Here is a 19600-nt window from a genome sequence, read left to right as displayed (position 1 = left end):
AGCCAGCCCGGAGAAAATAGAGTTATTGGTGGGGTCAATACTAAAAAGAAAGCTGAGTTCTGACTCTAATATCTCTATCACTCCTGTGCTATAGTCCTTATAAGTTCAGAGTTTATCTTCGTAGGTTGACAGCGCGACGTTTCCGCAGAGAATCTACTGGGTTAAACTTTTCCGGGAGGATTACTGTGCAGCAATACTGTGAATTAGTGCGCCGTTTTTATGCACAAATTGCTAGTGGTGACCAGGGCTACGTGTCAGATGCACTGGGTTGTGTATTGAAAGCATTGGACGAAGTTGCGGCTAATGACGCACTCCCGTCCTCCGTTAGGGAACAGGCGGCCTTTGCCGCCGCTAACTTATTGGTGAGCGATTATGTCGATGAGTGAAGAGTATCAACCCATCAATTGTGATGACTACGATAATCTGGAACTCGCCTGCCAACATCACCTGATACTGACGTTGAAGTTGAGAGGCGGTGAGATCGTAGAAGGTAAAGCATGCGATCTGCTGCTGAGAAAAAAGGTCGAATACCTGATTGTCGAGCAAGAAGGGACAATGCGTGAGTTACGTCTTGACCATATAGCCAGCTTCAGTCACCCCGAAATCGGGACTGTGGTAGTAAGTGCATCATAAGTAGTAAGTGCATCATAAGTAGTAAGTGCATCATAGTTTCTACACCTTTACTGACGGGCCGCTGAGAAGTGGCCCGTTTTGCATTCAAGGCTGCCCAATCTGCTTTAAGGCTTTAAACTCGCATAATAGGCTGCCAGATCAGAGATATCATCATCGGTTAAAGGCGTAACATAAGCCTGCATCACTCCAGCTTGCCCACCTGTTCGCTCTCCTTTTTTATACGCTTTTAATGATTGCTCTAAATACATGGCATTTTGCCCAGCCAAATTAGGATACATAGGAACGGAAACCTTGCCCTGAGCACCGTGACAAGCCACGCAGCTGGCTGACTTTGCCCGCCCCGCTTCTATATCATTTTTTGCCAGTACCGAAAAACTACACAAACTGAATATCACTATGCCCACAATTCGTTTCATCATTGCTCCTCAAAATAAACGCTCTTACTTATTCTTATTATTTAATTCCGGTCTGACCCAATGAAGGTGCCAGCACGGTTCGTTTTCTTTAGCCTGCCCAGCTTGAGTGACAAAGACGCCTGCCGCGGCAATCAATTGCTCACCAAAATACAGCAGTGGAATGCGCTCTCGCTGCCATGGCGGGATGCCTAGCTCTTGCCATATTTTCTTGCTTTGGCGTGAATGCTGTCGTCCGACAATTTTAATATCCCCTTGCAAACCAAAACCTATACTTATTTCGTCGCCAATGGCTGGAGCTTTAATGGCTTGCCCACCCTCGATTGCAAAGCTCAAGACCCCAAGGCCCGCAGGCAAAATCAAAGGGGCTGGCCTAACCGCCTCCTGGTCAGATCCTGACTGAATTTTAGCCCAGGACAGATGTGACATGGGTATCTCTGTCAGTGGCGATGACAGGTACAAATATTGCCGGAAGCGGCGAACCTGATGTGCGCCGAGAGTTAATTGAGGTTCAGCATCTTGTCTGGCCATAGCCACTTCCAACCACAAACGTTGCAGTTGGCTCTGCGATGGCATTGTGGCTCCCCATTGTGCTAACCAACGACGCAGTATTGCCGCACGTTTAGCCTCTGAAGCCCCTAATAACCCCTCGACAGACAGTGCTCCTTCTGCATTTTGCAGCTGTTGCAAATTATCCGCCAACAACTCATCCAATAGTTGCTCCTGCTCAGCACACAAACCGGCGCTGCGTGCTGTGGCTTGAGCAAAGTGCGGCCAACGCTGAGTTAGCAAAGGTAATATTCTTAATCGCAGGAAATTGCGATCAAAACGATCATCCTGATTACTGTCATCTTCAATCCACTGTAATCGCTGCACTTGAGCATAATTCTCAAGTGTCTCACGGGAAAATGCCAATAATGGCCGCCATAATTGGCTATGCGCAAAAGGCATTCTAGCCGCCATAGCGGATAGACCTGCCGGGCCACTGCCGCGTTTGAGTGCCAGTAAGAAAGTTTCGCATTGGTCATCTAAATGCTGGGCGGTAACTAACACTTCATTAGCAGCTAAATGTGAGGTAAAAGCCTCATAACGCGCCGTTCTCGCCGCCGCCTCAATGCCAGCATGACGTGCATCAATAGTGACTCGCACCACTTCGAGCGGGATTTTCCATTGCTCACATTGCTGCTGGCAATGTTTTACCCAACTGTCTGCCAATGGGTTTAAACCGTGGTGAATATGAATAGCGCGAATCATCAAGTCAGGGATAAGTTGATCACGCAGGCAAACCAATAAATGCAGCAGTACACTGGAATCCAAGCCACCACTGAACCCGACCAGCACATGCCGCTGTTCGCCCAACTGCGCGAACAGTGGGTTAAGCAAAATATTTGGTGTAGCAGGAGTGGTGTTCATCTTATTCCGCTGTCAATTCATAAAGCTCCAGAGGTAAACCATCTGGATCATTAAAGAAAGTAAAACGTGATTGTGTGTAGGGATCAATGCGAACTGCTTCGCAAATTACACCTGCGCCTTCAAGTTCCCGCACCGCCAGTTCAATGTCATCGACCTGAAAGGCCAAATGCCGTAAGCCACATGCTTCCGGGCGACTGGGTCGCGCGGCAGGAGAAGGAAAGGAAAAAAGTTCAATCGTATACTGACCGTTTAGCGCCAGATCAGCTTTCCAGGAATCCCGTGTTGCACGATAAACTTCACTCATGAGGCTAAACCCTAAAACCTCACAATAGAATTTTTTGCTCGCCTGATAATCTGAACCAATTATCGCAATATGATGAACCTGACGTATTGCCAGCATATATTACTCCAACTTAGTCTTTTGTATTTATTAACACCATCATCGCAATGCATAGAATAGATTAGCTGATAATGCCTGGCGAGCAGGGCGTTGCTCAACTTGCGAATAACTCCTCTTAAGAGTAAACCTTCCTCAGCCCCATAATCGCGATAATTTAGCCGTGATTGGACATGCCTATAAACAAAAAATCCGGTACACAATATATGCACCGGATTTCAATTGGTAACTTAAATGACCACTAATGTGGACGGAGTTACTCAGCAATAGCCATAGTTCATCAGACGTTGATAACGACGATTTAGTAACTCTTCGTTATTCAGAACATCCAGATCACTGAGATCAGCCAGAAGCTGTGCTTTTAGTGAAGCGGCAATCGCCAGATAATCACGATGCGCACCACCCAAAGGTTCAGGAATGACGGAATCGATCATCTTAAGTTCTTTTAAACGGTGAGCGGTAATACCCATTGCTTCTGCGGCTAGAGGCGCTTTATCAGCACTTTTCCACAAAATAGAGGCACAGCCTTCTGGTGAGATAACGGAGTAAGTGCTGTATTGCAACATATTCACTTTATCGCCCACACCGATTGCCAATGCGCCACCGGAACCACCTTCACCAATGACTGTACAAACGATAGGTACATTCAGGCGAGACATCTCACGCAGGTTACGCGCAATGGCTTCAGATTGACCACGCTCTTCAGCGCCGACACCTGGATAGGCTCCAGGGGTATCAATGAAAGTAATGATTGGCAGCTTAAAGCGCTCAGCCATTTCCATCAGACGCAATGCTTTACGATAACCTTCTGGTGCTGGCATACCAAAGTTACGGCGAATCTTCTCTTTGGTTTCACGGCCTTTTTGATGACCAATGATCATCACCGGGCGACCATCCAGACGAGCGATGCCACCGACGATAGCTTTATCGTCGGCATAGGCACGATCACCAGCCAGTTCTTCGAAATCGGTAAATATATTAGCGATATAATCCAGGGTATAAGGGCGACGAGGATGGCGTGCCAGTTGGGCAATCTGCCATGCACCGAGATCCGAGAATATCTTCCGCGTCAGCTCGACACTTTTCTCACGTAGACGCTGAACCTCTTCGTCCAGATTAATATCTAATTTTTCGTCTTGACGGCTGACTGCGGTCAGCGAGTCAATTTTCGCTTCCAGCTCTGCAATCGGCTGTTCAAAATCAAGAAAATTCAGACTCATAGCATTCCTATTTTAGTCAAATTCCAGTTCCACCTGCTCATTACCTACCAGAGTTCGCAAATCTATCAATAAGCGATCAGTGGGCGTCACGCGCCATGTAGCTCCAAACCGCAGCCTGGCACGAGCATCTTCCCGTTGGTAATAAAGATGCACTGGGATCGTCCCCGCTCGATGGGGTTCCAACGACTGACGGAGACGGTTCAAAAGCTGGTCATCAATTTGCCTGTCGGTCAGCGATATAGCAAGCCCACGGGCATATTTTTCACGAGCTTCACTGATGTCCATTAACTCACGGGCGGTCATTTTAAGTCCACCACTAAAGTCATCAAAGCTGACCTGTCCGGTGGCTATCAGGATACGGTCTTTTTCCAACAAATGCTGATATTTTTCCAACGCATCAGTGAATAGCATGACCTCAAGACGCCCGGAACGGTCATCCAAAGTACAAATGCCAATACGATTTCCGCGTTTTGTCACCATAACTCTGGCCGCGATAACCAGCCCCGCAGCCATGGTCATTTTGCCCCGCTCCGTCGGGTGCATATCTTTCAAACGCAGCCCGCCGGCATAACGTTCTATTTCCTTAAGATATTGGGTAATCGGGTGGCCGGTCAGATATAGGCCCAACGTTTCCCGTTCACCATCTAAAACGATCTGTTCCTGCCACGGCGGCACATTAGCATAAGATTGTTCAATCTGCTCTGGCGCATCAGCCAATACGCCAAACATATCAACCTGACCAATGGCTTCTGCCTTGGCATGCTGGTCAGCTGCTTTCAAAGCCTCGCCTAACGAACTCATTAGCGCAGCGCGATGTGGCCCCAAACGGTCAAAAGCGCCTGACATAATAAGTTTTTCTAAAATTCGACGATTGAGTTTTTTAGTGTCAACTCTGGCACATAAATCAAAGAGTTCTTTGAAATAGCCGCCCTCTTTACGGGCTTCCAACATAGCCTCAATGGGGCCTTCGCCAACACCTTTAATTGCGCCGATGCCATAAACAATCTCGCCATCATCATTTACATGGAAATGATACAGGCCGCTGTTGATATCAGGTGGCAGAATTTTCAGCCCCATCCGCCAGCACTCATCAACCAGACCAACCACTTTGTCAGTGTTATCCATATCGGCCGTCATTACCGCAGCCATAAATTCAGCTGGATAATGAGCTTTCAACCATAGCGTTTGATAAGAAACCAATGCATAAGCTGCAGAGTGTGACTTGTTAAACCCATAACCGGCAAATTTCTCTACCAGGTCAAAGATTTTAATTGCCAGTTCACCATCAACTCCCTGGCTTTTCGCACCATCTTCAAACACAGAGCGCTGTTTCGCCATCTCTGCCGGATTTTTCTTACCCATCGCACGCCGCAACATATCTGCGCCGCCGAGTGAGTAACCAGACAGAACCTGCGCAATCTGCATAACCTGTTCTTGGTACAAAATGATACCATAGGTTGGCTCAAGCACTGGTTTTAGCGATTCATGCTGCCATTCAATGTCAGGGTAGGATATTGCTTCGCGTCCGTGTTTACGGTCAATAAAGTTATCAACCATCCCTGATTGCAACGGGCCGGGGCGGAATAATGCCACCAGTGCGATCATATCTTCGAAGCAGTCAGGTTTTAGGCGCTTGATAAGATCCTTCATGCCTCTGGATTCAAGCTGGAATACCGCTGTCGTTTCAGAACGTTGCAGCATATCGAAACTTTTTTTATCATCCAGAGGAATAGACGCAATATCAATCGGCTCTAATCCGGTTTTCGCGCGGCGGGCGTTGATCATCTCCAACGCCCAGTTAATGATAGTGAGCGTTCGCAAACCAAGGAAGTCAAACTTCACCAAGCCGGCATATTCCACATCATTCTTATCGAACTGTGTAACCGGGTTATTCCCTTCCGCATCACAGTATAGTGGGGCGAAATCGGTAATTTTTGTTGGTGCGATAACCACCCCACCGGCATGCTTACCGGCGTTACGCGTTACCCCTTCCAACTTGCGCGCCATATCAATTAGCGCTCTGACCTCTTCATCTGCCTCATAAATTTCAGGCAGTTGTGGTTCCGCTGCGAAAGCCTTCTCCAATGTCATACCCGGATCTGGTGGAACCAGTTTGGAGATACGATCGACAAAACCATAAGGATGGCCCAGTACTCGGCCCACATCGCGGATAACCGCTTTGGCTGCCATAGTACCAAAGGTAATTATCTGCGAAACAGCATCACGACCATACATATCCGCAACATGCTCAATCACCAGATCGCGTTTCTCCATACAGAAGTCAACGTCGAAGTCAGGCATTGATACACGTTCTGGGTTTAAGAAACGTTCGAACAGAAGGTCAAATTCCAGCGGATCAAGATCGGTAATCTTCAGTGCGTAAGCAACCAGAGAACCGGCACCAGAACCACGGCCTGGCCCTACCGGCACGCCGTTATCTTTTGACCACTGGATAAATTCCATTACTATCAAGAAGTAGCCGGGGAAGCCCATCTGGTTAATAACTTTTAGTTCTATTTCCAGACGTTCATCATAGGCAGGGCGCTTTTGTGCCCGAACTTCAGGATCAGGGAATAAGAACTCCAGTCGCTCTTCCAAGCCTTGTTTAGATTTTTCAACCAGAAAGTCTTCTGTGCTCATATCCCCGGTTGGGAATTGGGGTAGAAAATATTCCCCAAGCCGGATCGTTACGTTACAACGTTTAGCGATTTCAACACTATTGATCAGCGCCTCAGGAATATCCGCGAACAGCTCACACATCTGCTCTTCATCACGCATAAACTGTTGCGGGCTATAGTTTTTAGGTCGTTTAGGGTCAACTAGCGTAAAGCCGTCGTGGATAGCCACGCGGATCTCGTGAGCATCAAAGTCTGACTCATCGATAAAACGCACATCATTAGTCGCCACCACCGGCAAGCCACGTTCGGTTGCCAATGCCACAGCAGCATGAAGGTAGTTTTCTTCATCCGGGCGACCAGTACGAATTAACTCCAGATAGTAACTATCAGGGAAATGCTCTTGATAAAACTCAAGGCACTGATCAACCTGAGCATGGTTGCCACGCAGAATAAACTTACCCACATCCCCCATCCGACCACCGGATAGCAGAATCAAACCTTCTTTGTGCTTAATCAGCCAGTCACGGTCAATAATAGGGCCAGCTGCACCATAGCCGCGTTGATAGGCTTCAGATATCAGTAAAGTAAGATTTTGATAACCATCATTATTGCGTGCCAGGACAGTCAAGTGAGCTAATTCATCACCTAAGATTTCACTTTGCACATAGAAGTCTGCGCCGATGATGGGTTTAACCCCAGCACCATGAGCGCTACCGTAGAATTTTACCAAGCCGCACAGGTTGGTAAAATCGGTAATGGCCAGAGCGGGCATGCCTAATGCGGCAGCTCTCTTCACCAAGGGTCCAATCTTGGCTAATCCATCGATCATGGAGTAATCGCTGTGAACACGCAGGTGGACAAAACGAGGTTCGGCCATATCCAGACACCAGAAATTAGTGGATTGAATCACATCCCCAGCAGCTCATTGCTAAGGAATTATATCCATACGTTATGGATGTTGCTTCGTTTATGAGTGCAAACAGCTGTTTACACTAAACCCAGCACACGTTTAACCGGGCCAAAACTGCGACGATGATGCTCAGTTGCCCCAAAAGTTGTCAACTTTTCTAAATGAACCGCGGTTGGATAACCTTTGTGCTGTGCGAAACCATATTCAGGGAATTGGAGGTCCAGCTCAGTCATTTCACGATCACGTGTGACTTTAGCCAAAATTGAAGCGGCGCTTATCTCAGCCACCCGACTATCACCTTTCACAACAGCCAATGATGGCATAGCCAGTTTTGGGCAACGGTTACCGTCGATCAAGACATAATCGGGAGCAATATGCAGCGCTGCTACCGCTCTTTGCATTGCCAGCATAGTGGCGTGCAAAATATTAAGCTGGTCAATCTCTTCAGGCTCAGCGCGCCCAAGGCTCCACGATAAGGCCTTGTCCGTGATTTCGTCGTAAAGTGATAAACGACGCTTTTCACTCAGTTTTTTTGAGTCAGCTAAGCCCACTATTGGCCGTTTAGGATCGAGAATGACCGCAGCAGTGACCACCGCCCCCACTAAAGGGCCGCGTCCTACTTCATCCACACCCGCAATCAGATTTGCTTGTGGGTAAATAAAGATATCAGTCATCGTCCTGCTAACTCCAATACAGCCTGTGCTGCCTGTTCATCTGCACCGCAACGGATGCTCTGATGTAAAATCAGAAAACGCTCTTTCAAGGCCTCTACCGCCGCACCACCTTGCAATAACGGTAATAACGCATCGGCTAATTTTTGCGGTTGGCATTCTTGCTGCAACAGTTCTGTCACCAGTTCTTCGCCAGCCAACAAATTAGGCAATGAGACGTAAGGGGTCTTGACCAGCCGCTCAGCCAACCAGAACGTAAAAGGCTTCATACGGTAACCGACAACCATAGGACACTTAGCCAACATACATTCTAGCGCGGCAGTACCGGAAGCCAGCAATGTCGCATCAGCAGCAATCATTGCCAGACGAGCATTGCCGTCAAGTATGTGCACCGCCAGGTCAGGTGCAGTTTCGGCTTTAATTCGCTCAAATTGCTCACGCCGCTTGCTATTAACCAAAGGAACCAACACTTCCAGATTAGGCAACTGTTGTTTCAGAATAGCGGCCGTGCGCAGAAAATCACCGCTAAGCATTTCTACTTCTGAATGGCGACTACCAGGCAATAAGGCCAAACAAGGTATATTTGCTGCAATACCAAGCTCTGTTTTTGCCGCGTTTTTATCAGGTGTCAGCGGCATGGCATCAGCCATGGTATGTCCGATGAAACGGCAGGGAACATTGAAACGATCGTAAAACGCTTTTTCAAAAGGAAGGAAAGCGAGCACCATATCGGTGGCTTTGCCAATTTTGAAAACACGTTTTTGCCGCCAGGCCCACACGGATGGACTGACATAGTGAACAGTACGGATACCACGCTGTTTCAAACGCCCTTCAAGGGTAATATTGAAATCAGGAGCATCGATACCGACAAAAACATCCGGCGAGAGCTCACTAAAACGCTGAGTCAGCTCTTTTCGGATTTTCAGTAGTCTTGGCAGACGCTCTAACACTTCAACAACACCCATCACTGCCAATTCTTCCATCTCAAACCAGACTTCACATCCTTCAGCTTGCATCAGAGGCCCAGCCACACCAACAAAACGGGCATCTGGAACCTGAGCTTTCAGTGCACGAATCAATCCGGCACCTAAGATATCACCAGATGTTTCTCCAGCGACTAAACCTATAGTTAAAGGGCGTACACCGCTTGACGGTCGATCAACAGATAATGGGGTATTTTGCATAAGTCAGCGAATAATGCCGCGAGTCGAACGAGCAAAGAAATCAATGAATGCTTGAACTGCCGGATGTTGCTCTGCCAATTCAGCAATTTCGGGCTTCACTTCATCCAGCGTCCGACCACTGCGATACAATAATTTGTAGGCATTGCGGATAGCATGGAGTGATTCTTTGTCGAAACCACGGCGCTTCAACCCTTCGATATTGATACCGAAAGGTGTCGCATGGTTACCTTGAGCGATGACAAAAGGAGGCACATCTTGAGCAACACCGGAACAGCCACCCACCATCACATGCGCACCAATCACGCAGAATTGATGGATAGCAGTCATTCCGCCAATAATGGCAAAATCGTCGATTTCTACATGACCACCCAATGTTGCATTATTCGCAAGAATACAACGATCACCAATAATGCAGTCATGAGCGATGTGGGCATTGATCATCAGTAAATTATCGCTGCCTACTTTCGTTAATCCACCACCTTGCACAGTACCACGGTGGATAGAAACACTTTCGCGGATACGGTTACGGTCACCGATCTCAACACGAGTAGGCTCGCCTGCATACTTCAGATCCTGATTTGCTTCACCAATGGAAGCAAATTGATAAATCTGATTATCACAGCCGATTTTTGTTATTCCATTAACGACGACATGGGATTTCAGTTCCGTGCCAGCGCCGATTTCCACCTGGGATCCGACAAAGCAGAAGGGGCCAATATGAACACCAGCGCCAATAATTGCACCTTCTTCGACGATAGAACTTGGATGGATAACGGCGGTTTTGTCAATCACGTATCAGGACTCCTTAACTTCAGGCTTTGTAACTACAGCTGTTGCTGGTTTGCTACGAGCGCACATCATGGTTGCCGTACAAACAATTTCACCATCAACTTTCGCAACACCAGTAAAACGGGTCAGACCACGGCGTTCTTTAACAAACTCAACTTCCATGATCATTTGGTCGCCAGGCACTACTGGACGTTTAAAGCGGGCTTCATCGATACCAGCAAAATAATAAAGCTCGCCTGGTTCAAGTTTACCACGGCTCTTAAACGCCAAAATCCCGGTAGCCTGAGCCATCGCTTCTAATATCAGCACGCCAGGGAAGATTGGCTTACCCGGGAAATGGCCTTGGAAAAATGGCTCGTTGAAAGAGACGTTCTTCACTGCACGCAGAAATTTTCCTTCTTCAAAATCAAGGACGCGATCTACCAGCAAAAACGGAAAACGGTGCGGCAGTAGATCCAAAATCTCTTCAATGTGCAGAGTATGAGTGTCAGTAGTCAAAATACTCTTCCTGTCTAAAAAACTGATGCTATCAACAACACGGCCTGCACTGCCCCAAAAGGGAGGCATTAGGCAGGCCGCAAATTAGGAACTCTTTACACCCTTCGGACTTGAAGTTGCAACGGTGTCAGCTGCGTTCATTCGCCAGCTTCCGATTCGCAACTCTAACTTCTTTGGGTATCTACTTTTGGCATCAATTGCCAATAAGTTTGATTATTTGCTCAGAGTTTCGGGCTTAAGTGATTATTCTTTATCGATTTTGCGCTCAATAGCTTTTAAGCGTTTATTAATTCCATCAATATTCATCACCAAAGCAGCGGTTTTACGCCAAACTTTATTGGGTTGTAGCGGAATACCGGAGGAGTATAACCCAGGTTCAGTGATTGGACGCATCACCATTCCCATTCCGGTGATTGTGACTTTGTCACAAATCTCCATATGACCATTGATCACACTTGCGCCGCCAATCATGCAATAGCGCCCAACTTTGAGGCTACCTGCCATGATAACACCACCCGCAACTGCGGTATTGTCGCCAATCACAACGTTATGTGCAATCTGACATTGGTTATCAATGATGACGCCATTGCCAATAATCGTATTATCCAGTGCACCACGGTCAATCGTTGTACAGGCGCCAATCTCAACCCGATCGCCAATATGTACAGAACCGAGCTGTGGTATTTTTATCCAGTTGCCACGATCATTTGCATAGCCAAAACCATCTGCACCAATGACCGTACCGGATTGAATCAGACAGTTTTGCCCGATTACAACTTCATGATAAACGGAAACATTGGCCCACAAACGGCTACCAGCACCAATGTGAGTATTCTTACCAATAAAACAGCCCGCACCGATAACCACGTTATCACCCAGCACTACACCGGACTCTATCACTGCATTTGCACCGATAGAAACATTCTTACCCAGCGTTGCTTGTGGAGAAATTACCGCACTTGGAGCAATATCTTGCGCAGGTTGAGGTGTGGTATCCATTATCTGAGCCATGCGTGCATAGGTTAAATAAGGGTTTTTAACCACCAGAGCCGCAGATTTGCAGAACGGTAAGTCAGCCTCAGTCAACACGACAGCACCTGCATTGCAAGTTGCCAGTTGTTCCTGATAACGGCTGTTTGACAAAAATGTGATTTGCGATGGCTCGGCAGAATGCATAGAAGCGATGCCGGTGATGACGAGATCGCCATCACCGTGCACCTGTGCATCCAACTGCTGAGCTAAATCAGCCAGTCGAATTGAAGGCATGTTTTATTTAACCTGTTTCAGCACGTCAGCAGTGATATCTTTAGAAGGGTCTGCATATGCAACAGCATTTGCATCAATCACGACGTCATAACCGCCTTTGCTAGCAACAGATTTAACAGCATCCTGGATACGGCTCAGGATTTTATTACGCTCTTCCATCTGACGACGGCGATTATCTTGCTCAAAAGCCTGGGCTTTAGTAGAGAAAGTTTCACGCTGTTTCATTACGTCGTTTTCCAGTTTGGTACGATCACTGGCTTTCATGGTAGAACCGTCACGTTGCAGTTTCTGCATTTTAGTCTGCAGATCGCGCTCCATTCCTTGCAGTTCGGTTGCACGGCCTTTGAATTCATTCTCCAGCTGTTTAGCTACGGTTTCACGCGCAGGTAATTGTTGGAAAATGCTGGAAACGTTAACAATAGCAATCTTGTCTGCGGCTTGAACGCTGGCAGAAGCTGCCAGTGCTAAACCAAGACCTGCGGCACACAACCACTTTTTCACTATAAACTCCTTACCATTACCTGTTTGTGTCAGAGACACTTTGAAGTGCACTTAATACAGAATAATACCAAAGATAGCGCCAGCCTAAGCCGACGCTGCTTTAGGTTATTTCAACTACCAGTGCTGTCTTTAAAATTCAGTATTACTTTGCCAATCAATTACCAAGTTTTACCAATGTTAAACTGGAATTGCTCTGACTTATCGCCTTCGTAATCTTTAACCGGTTTAGCATATGAGAACACTAAAGGCCCTAATGGTGACATCCATTGTAGTGCCACACCGGCAGAGACACGAATATTGCTGGCTTTACTATAATCAGGAATACCTGCGGCACGTGTTTGAGCAGTATTTTCCCAATTGGTATCCCATACTGTACCCGAATCAATGAACACGGAAGTACGTACGGAGTTCGAGTATTTCTCACTAATGAACGGTGTTGGTGTAATCAGTTCTAAACTGGCCACCGCCATCGCGTTACCCCCAACCGCATCGGTTGAGTTTCTGATAGATCCATCAGCATTATAGTATGCAGCTTTTGGACCGATGTTATTAGAGCGGAAACCACGAACGGAACTGGAACCACCGGCATAGAAGTTTTCATAGAATGGCATTTCTTTCGAGCCGATACCGCCACCGTAACCCAAGCGACCACGCCCCAGCAGCACCCATGAACGATCTTCATCTAATGGCTGGTATGCTGATGTATCGAATGTCACTTTGTAGAACTCATTATCTGAGCCAGGAACAGTTACTTTCGTATTCACCGATGATTTCACACCCGACGTCGGGAAGAAGCCACGGTCAAGGTTGTTATATGTCCAACCCAGATTCAACGTAAAGTCATCAGTAGTAAAGCCCGTACGACTAGTATAGTCAGGGCGTTCGCCTACTGATTCAAGATAACGCCACATCGCAACTTGCGGCTCCATATCAGACAAATCGTTATGAACATAACCTAAGCCAACACGCAATGAGTTATTTTCATTGATTGGGAAACCTAGAGTACCGTCGACGCCATAACTACTGTTGGTATAGCCAGACAGATCTGCGTTATCTGCTTTAAAATCATTGTAGAAAATACGCCCGCCCAGACTTACACCATCAACGGTAAAGTAAGGGTCAGTCAAGGTAAATTCAGCATAGGTCTGATAGTCGTTTTTCGTGCCGTTAATGCCGACAGTATTACCCGTACCCAACCAGTTATCTTGCTGCACACCGACCTGGAAGCTCACACCACTTTCAGTACCATAACCGATACCAAAGTTCAGACTCCCGGTGTTTCGTTCCTTAACTTTGTAAGTAACATCAACCTGATCAGCCGTTCCCGGGACACGTTGAGTTTCAACATCAACAGTCTCGAAATAGCCTAAACGGTTCAGACGTTCTTTACCCACTTCAACTTGGTCATTACCCAGCCATGCACCTTCCATTTGACGCATTTCACGGCGCAATACGGAATCTTTGCTGGTGTCATTGCCTTCGAAACGGACATTACGAACATAGAAACGGTTACCCGCATCTACATTGATATGCAGTTTGACTGTTTTATCAGCATCGTTAATTTCAGGCTGAGATACGACACGTGGATAAGCATAGCCATAACGGCCTAACATCTTCTTGATGTCTTCTTCCATGCGTGTAACTTTACTGCCGTTAAACAGTTCACCTGGCTCAATCTTAGTCAGTTTATCCGCTTCAGATTGATGGCCCGCAAGATTACCACTCACAACCACACTGTTAAGTTTGTATTGATCGCCTTCAGTAATATTGATCGTGATGTAGATACCTTTTTTATCTGGTGTCAAACTCACCTGGGTTGAATCAATATTAAATCGGGCATAACCACGATCCAGATAGAAACTGCGCAAAGTTTCGAGGTCACCAGCCAGTTTCTGCTTCTGATATTTACGATCACCAACCACGTTCCACCACGGCACTTCATCACGCAATTGGAAACGTGAGATAAGTTCATCCGTTGTGAAACTGTGGTTACCTACAATGTTGATCTGCTGAATTTTCGCAGACACACCTTCGGTAAAGACCAGTTTTAAATCGACACGATTACGTGGCAATGGCGTAACGACAGCCTTCACTGAAGCACTGTATTTACCCACGCTGTAGTAGAAGTCTTCGAGTCCTTTTTCAATGTTGGATATAGTGGTACGGTCCAAGGCTTCACCAACCCGGACGCCAGAGGCTTCCAGATTCTGCTTAAGCATGTCATCTTTCACCGCTTTATTACCGGAGAAAGTGATGCTGGCAATCGTTGGGCGTTCTTTGACTTGAACAATCAGCGTATCACCATCGCGCAGGACGCGAACGTCCTCAAAGTTGCCTGTAGCAAACAACGCACGGATAGTTTGACCGATGTCATCATCACTGACGGTATCGCCTACGCGAACCGGCATATTAAGTAACGCCGCACCGACGGCGACCCGTTGCAGGCCTTCGAAATGAATATCTTTCACTACGAACCCGTCTGCACCGTATACGGTGGCGCTGCCAAACAGCAGCGACGCTATGAGCAACTTTTTCATCGCCATCGTTGTTATGCGTTCTTCCTAACCTATCCCCTGCCGTTAAAGACGGGAGAAATCATTGAAAAGTGCAAGTCCCATTAATAACACCAGCAAAATCGAGCCGATGCGATAACTGAAGTCTTGTACTCGCTCAGAAACCGGCCCACCCTTCAGCTTTTCTATCGCCAGGAAGAGCAGATGTCCACCATCTAACACCGGTAACGGGAACAAATTGATAATCCCTAAGTTGACACTGATCAGTGCCAAAAACATCAGGTAATACACCAACCCGTACTCAGCTGAAACCCCAGCACCTTGTGCAATAGATATCGGGCCACTCAAGTTATTCAGCTTAACATCACCAGTAATCAGTTTACCCAACATGTTGACCGTCAACCGCATCAACTGCCAGGTTTTATCCCCAGCTTGGTAGAGTGCAGTGAACGGGCCATATTGGCGAATCGTTTTATATTCATCCGGAAGCGGTATAACTTTCGGCACTACACCCGCAAAACCTTCACTGCGGTTTTCTCCAACCGATTTTGTATCTGGTATCAAGGTTAAAGACAAGGGGGTACCGCCCCTTTCAATATCTAACACCAGCGCTTTACCGGGGTTATCTCGAACTTGTAAAACAAATGTTTGCCAACGATCCAGCAACTGTCCGTTAACTTTAACTACCCTATCCCCTGCTTGTAAACCCGCCTTTTCTGCCGCTGACCCTGGTTGAACTTCTGCCAAGACGGATTCAATCTGCGGGCCACGTGGGATAATGCCTAGCGCAACCACCGGATCTTGTTTATCAGGCTCAAATTGCCACTGACGCAAATCAAGTGTCTTTTGCACCACATTGACAGAACCAAATGGGGCAACACCGACTTGCGTTTGTTTGTCGCCAATTTTGCTAACTAAAGCCAAACGAACAGAATCCCAGTCAGGCGTTTCGATACCATCTACAGACTTAAGTTCCATTCCCGGAGAAATATTGGCTTGCGCAGCAATGGATTGTGGCGAAATATCACCCACAACCGGGCGCACACTTGGGACACCAATGATAAACACCAGCCAGTAAGCAATAATAGCAAAAAGGAAATTGGCAATAGGGCCAGCACTGACGATTGCAGCACGTTGTAAGACGGTTTTATTGTTAAAAGATTGATGGCGAAATTCAGGAGCAACTGCCTCTACGCGCTCATCCAGCATTTTAACATAGCCGCCCAACGGGATAAGGGCGATAACATACTCGGTTCCCTGACGATCAGTCCGACGCCATAGCGCTTTACCAAAACCAATCGAAAAGCGTTCAACACGGACACCACAGCGCCGTGCCACCCAAAAGTGGCCGAACTCATGCACTGTAATTAAGATCCCCAGTGCGACAATAAACGCGGCCAGGCTCCAGAGTATGCTCATCATATTCCCTAAACTCCCCGTCAGTGACGGATTAAAACACTAACAGCATTAAGCAGGCAAATACCGGCACAGCTGCGGTCAGGCTATCGATACGATCCAGTATCCCACCATGACCAGGAATCAAATGACCACTGTCTTTGATTCCCGCTTCACGTTTAAACATACTTTCGGTCAAATCGCCGAGTACCGAGGCCAATGCCGCAACCACGGAACAGATTAACAGTATTTCTGGGATGATATCCAACGGAGCATATCGACCAAACAACCATGATATCAGAGCTGATGTCAGTAAACCGCCAATTAATCCTTCCCACGTTTTACCCGGTGAGACTTTAGGCGCTAATTTATGTTTACCGAATAATTTACCGAACATGTAAGCGCCAGAATCGGCTCCCCACACCAAGAGCATCACATACAGCAGCCACCAGGCGCCGATATTGTGATCCTGTTCATAGCCATACTGGCGCAATGCAACCATACCCCAGAAGAATGGGACAATGGTCAGAATGCCGAAAATTATACGTAATAGACGGGAGTCGCGCCAGACTGCCGCTGAACGTGGATAGGTTAGTACCAACAGCAGTGCTGCAATCCACCACCCCATAGAGAGCCAGAGAGGGACACTCACTTGTGGAAGATGAGCTGAATGCTGGTACGCTGGTACACTAAGCAGCATTGAGACCAGTAAAAAGCCACAAAGTATGGCCAGCCAAATACGCTGAGAACGGCTGGCAAACCCGGCTAATTGCCCCCATTCCCACGCTGCAAGCATACAGACGACGAGAGTGACAATAGCAAAACCAACCGGCGGAAGCAGGAACAGTGCACCAATGACAACCGGAATCAAAATCAAAGCAGTTATGAGACGATACTTCAGCAAAAGTTCCCCCTAGGATGCAGTGGCATCGATAGGTGTAGTTCCCCCGAAGCGACGCTCTCGTTGTGCAAATGCATTCAGCGCACCTTCAAAGACATGTTCATCAAAATCAGGCCAGAGTACATCAGTAAAGTAAAGTTCAGCATAGGCGATTTGCCACAACAAGAAATTACTGATGCGATGTTCACCACCGGTTCTGATCACTAAATCTACCTCAGATTGTTCATGCAGGCAGATATATGAGTTTAGCGATTCTTCACAGATATCTTTGGGTTGCAATTCTCCTCGCTGTACCTGTTCAGCTAAGTGACGCACTCCCTGAATAATATCCCAACGGCCACCATAATTGGCAGCAATGTTAAGTCTCAGACCGTCATTATTTGCCGTTAACTCTTCTGAGCGACGGATCCGTTGCTGCAAACGTTCACTAAATCGACTGATATCACCAATGATCGATAAACGAACATTATGTTTATGCAGGCTTTTTACTTCGCTGTCCAGCGCACGAACAAAAAGCTCCATCAGTGCGGTGACTTCTTGAGCAGGGCGATTCCAGTTTTCACTGCTAAAAGCATAAAGCGTGAGCGCATCTAACTGATGAGTGGCGGCAAAACTGACCGCTCTACGAACCGATTTCACTCCCGCTTTATGACCGAAAACTCTTAATTTACCCTGTTTTTTAGCCCAACGCCCATTACCATCCATGATGATGGCAACATGACGTGGAGTCAGGGGGGACAAGTTAGCCCTATCTTCATTTACAGACGACATAATGCGAACTCATTTCCTCAATAAACCAATTGTTCGTCCCGAACATTAGGCAGCAAGCGCACAAAAAAAGCCGTGTACCAAGTCACGGCTTCTTAAGTGACAGCCAAAATAGACGGTTTAAATACCTATTGGGCCACTAATCAACAGTCTATCTGTCCATTGACGGTGCAGACTATATCATCTCAGCCTTGCCCTAACAAATTCCCACATCAGCCAATGAGGCTTTTAATTATTCAGTTTTGCTATTGCTTGAACGGCTACATCACGGGCTTTACGGTCAATCACCAATACTTCATCTACACTGGCTGGCTCTGGTAATGATAACTGCTCCACTACAATACGATTAATGACTGCAATGTCGGTGAAACGAATTCTCGAATCTAAAAATGCCATGACAGAAATTTCATTGGCGGCATTCAGTGCTGTGGTTGCGGCCTGACCTGCATTAGAAGCATCGATAGCCAGCTTCAGGCAGGGATAACGTTGATAATCCGGTTCAGCAAACGTCAGTTCACGTATTTTGCAGAAATCCAGCGGTGCAACACCTGAATTCACACGCATTGGATACGCCATCGCATGTGCAATAGGTGTCCGCATATCTGGGGTGCCCATCTGTGCCAATACACTGCCATCATGGTAGCGCACCATCGAGTGAATAACAGATTGAGGATGTAAAATAACCTCCACCTGTTCTGCGCTAGCGTTAAATAACCAACGCGCCTCAATATACTCTAGCCCTTTGTTCATCATTGTCGCAGAGTCGACTGAAATCTTACGTCCCATAGACCAGTTTGGATGAGCACAAGCCTGATCTGGAGTGACATCTGCAAATTGTGCTAGTGGCGTTTCACGCAGTGGGCCACCAGAGCCTGTTAAAATAATGCGGGAAACACCATTATCACTCAGTGAAGAATAGCCTAATTGAGACTGAACCTTTTCAGGTAAACTCTGAAAAATAGCATTATGTTCACTGTCGATGGGCAGCAATTGTGCGCGACTATGCTTTACTTCATCCATAAAAATCTTGCCGCAGGTAATCAGCGACTCTTTGTTAGCCAGTAATACTTGTTTACCTGCACGGATAGCCGCCAGCGTGGAAGGCAATCCTGCGACTCCGACAATAGCGGCCATCACCTGATCGACATCGTCTATCGCTGCCAGTTCACACGCCGCTTTCTCGCCGGAATAAACCTCAGTTCGTGAACCATTTTCGGCCAATAACAGGCGCAACGCTTTAGCCGAGGTTTCATCGGACATGGATGCATAACGGGGGGCAAATTCAAGACATTGTTGTGCCATCTGGTGGACATTGCGACCAGCTACCAATGCGGTGATTTTGAATAATTCGGGATTAGCGCGCACAACACCCAGAGTGCTGTTGCCGATGGAACCTGTAGAACCAAGAATAGTCAGTTGCTTCATGAGAGTACTCTGAATAACTGTTTTTATGATAGGTGAGGCATTCACCAACCTGCATAGCAGGCAGTATAACGATTATCCCCAAACC

The 19600-nt window shown here is 47.1% G+C and carries 18 protein-coding genes; 2 read left to right on the top strand and 16 right to left on the bottom strand.

The genetic code is table 11. The features are described 5' to 3' along the window. Nucleotides 1–185: 185 nt before the first annotated feature. On the top strand, nt 186–386 hold the full coding sequence (locus tag FTB31_RS06605) for a YaeP family protein (protein ID WP_004391680.1): 201 nt from the start codon (nt 186–188) through the stop codon (nt 384–386). Beyond that, a complete protein-coding gene (gene rof / locus FTB31_RS06600; RefSeq protein ID WP_032817050.1) occupies nt 373–633 on the top strand; it encodes a Rho-binding antiterminator in 261 nt (86 codons plus the stop codon). Before FTB31_RS06605 ends, rof begins: the two co-directional genes overlap by 14 nt. Nucleotides 634–737: 104 nt before the next feature. Here rof and FTB31_RS06595 read toward each other — a convergent pair whose 3' ends face one another. The 16 genes from FTB31_RS06595 to ispC form a co-directional block, all read right to left on the bottom strand. Beyond that, nucleotides 738–1052, bottom strand: a complete 315-nt coding sequence (locus tag FTB31_RS06595; RefSeq protein ID WP_077295459.1) for a c-type cytochrome — start codon at nt 1050–1052, stop codon at nt 738–740. A gap of 21 nt (nt 1053–1073) precedes the next feature. Further along, nucleotides 1074–2459, bottom strand: coding sequence for a tRNA lysidine(34) synthetase TilS (gene tilS, locus FTB31_RS06590; RefSeq protein WP_050078614.1), 1386 nt, complete (start codon nt 2457–2459; stop codon nt 1074–1076). 1 nt (nt 2460) lies between these two features. Then, a complete protein-coding gene (locus tag FTB31_RS06585) occupies nt 2461–2859 on the bottom strand; it encodes a VOC family protein (RefSeq protein ID WP_077295463.1) in 399 nt (132 codons plus the stop codon). 257 nt (nt 2860–3116) lie between these two features. After that, on the bottom strand, nt 3117–4076 hold the full coding sequence (gene accA, locus FTB31_RS06580; RefSeq protein WP_077175360.1) for an acetyl-CoA carboxylase carboxyl transferase subunit alpha: 960 nt from the start codon (nt 4074–4076) through the stop codon (nt 3117–3119). 12 nt (nt 4077–4088) lie between these two features. Then, nucleotides 4089–7571: a DNA polymerase III subunit alpha gene (dnaE, locus tag FTB31_RS06575; RefSeq protein ID WP_050078617.1), complete on the bottom strand. Its 3483-nt coding sequence runs from the start codon at nt 7569–7571 to the stop codon at nt 4089–4091. Nucleotides 7572–7681: 110 nt separating this feature from the next. Next, entirely contained in the window at nt 7682–8278 is a 597-nt protein-coding gene (gene rnhB, locus FTB31_RS06570; RefSeq protein WP_050078618.1) for a ribonuclease HII, read from the bottom strand. Next, nucleotides 8275–9459 (bottom strand): lipid-A-disaccharide synthase, encoded by a 1185-nt coding sequence (gene lpxB / locus FTB31_RS06565; RefSeq protein WP_227731234.1) that lies wholly within the window; start codon nt 9457–9459, stop codon nt 8275–8277. The genes rnhB and lpxB overlap by 4 nt, the downstream gene beginning before the upstream one ends. A gap of 3 nt (nt 9460–9462) precedes the next feature. Beyond that, nucleotides 9463–10251, bottom strand: a complete 789-nt coding sequence (lpxA, locus tag FTB31_RS06560) for an acyl-ACP--UDP-N-acetylglucosamine O-acyltransferase (protein ID WP_050078620.1) — start codon at nt 10249–10251, stop codon at nt 9463–9465. A gap of 3 nt (nt 10252–10254) precedes the next feature. Continuing rightward, nucleotides 10255–10746 (bottom strand): 3-hydroxyacyl-ACP dehydratase FabZ, encoded by a 492-nt coding sequence (gene fabZ, locus FTB31_RS06555; RefSeq protein WP_050078695.1) that lies wholly within the window; start codon nt 10744–10746, stop codon nt 10255–10257. A gap of 243 nt (nt 10747–10989) precedes the next feature. Then, on the bottom strand, nt 10990–12012 hold the full coding sequence (lpxD, locus tag FTB31_RS06550; protein WP_050078621.1) for a UDP-3-O-(3-hydroxymyristoyl)glucosamine N-acyltransferase: 1023 nt from the start codon (nt 12010–12012) through the stop codon (nt 10990–10992). A 3-nt stretch (nt 12013–12015) separates the two neighbouring features. After that, the gene (gene skp, locus FTB31_RS06545) at nt 12016–12513 is read right to left on the bottom strand and encodes a molecular chaperone Skp (protein WP_011816966.1); all 498 of its coding nucleotides are present in this window, start codon (nt 12511–12513) and stop codon (nt 12016–12018) included. 158 nt (nt 12514–12671) lie between these two features. Further along, on the bottom strand, nt 12672–15056 hold the full coding sequence (gene bamA, locus FTB31_RS06540; RefSeq protein ID WP_050078622.1) for an outer membrane protein assembly factor BamA: 2385 nt from the start codon (nt 15054–15056) through the stop codon (nt 12672–12674). A 36-nt stretch (nt 15057–15092) separates the two neighbouring features. Next, nucleotides 15093–16448: a sigma E protease regulator RseP gene (rseP, locus tag FTB31_RS06535; protein WP_050078623.1), complete on the bottom strand. Its 1356-nt coding sequence runs from the start codon at nt 16446–16448 to the stop codon at nt 15093–15095. A gap of 28 nt (nt 16449–16476) precedes the next feature. Further along, nucleotides 16477–17325, bottom strand: a complete 849-nt coding sequence (gene cdsA, locus FTB31_RS06530; protein ID WP_077295465.1) for a phosphatidate cytidylyltransferase — start codon at nt 17323–17325, stop codon at nt 16477–16479. A gap of 9 nt (nt 17326–17334) precedes the next feature. Next, nucleotides 17335–18093 carry a (2E,6E)-farnesyl-diphosphate-specific ditrans,polycis-undecaprenyl-diphosphate synthase gene (gene ispU, locus FTB31_RS06525; protein ID WP_050078625.1) on the bottom strand — a complete coding sequence of 253 codons (759 nt, stop codon included), beginning with the start codon at nt 18091–18093 and terminating at the stop codon, nt 17335–17337. A gap of 225 nt (nt 18094–18318) precedes the next feature. After that, entirely contained in the window at nt 18319–19515 is a 1197-nt protein-coding gene (gene ispC, locus FTB31_RS06520; protein ID WP_050078626.1) for a 1-deoxy-D-xylulose-5-phosphate reductoisomerase, read from the bottom strand. Between the last annotated feature and the right edge of the window lie 85 nt (nt 19516–19600).

Origin of the sequence: Yersinia proxima (assembly GCF_902170785.1) — a bacterium.
GTDB lineage: Bacteria > Pseudomonadota > Gammaproteobacteria > Enterobacterales > Enterobacteriaceae > Yersinia > Yersinia proxima.
Note: the sequence above shows the minus strand (reverse complement) of the source record. Positions and strands in the feature narration are given on the sequence as shown.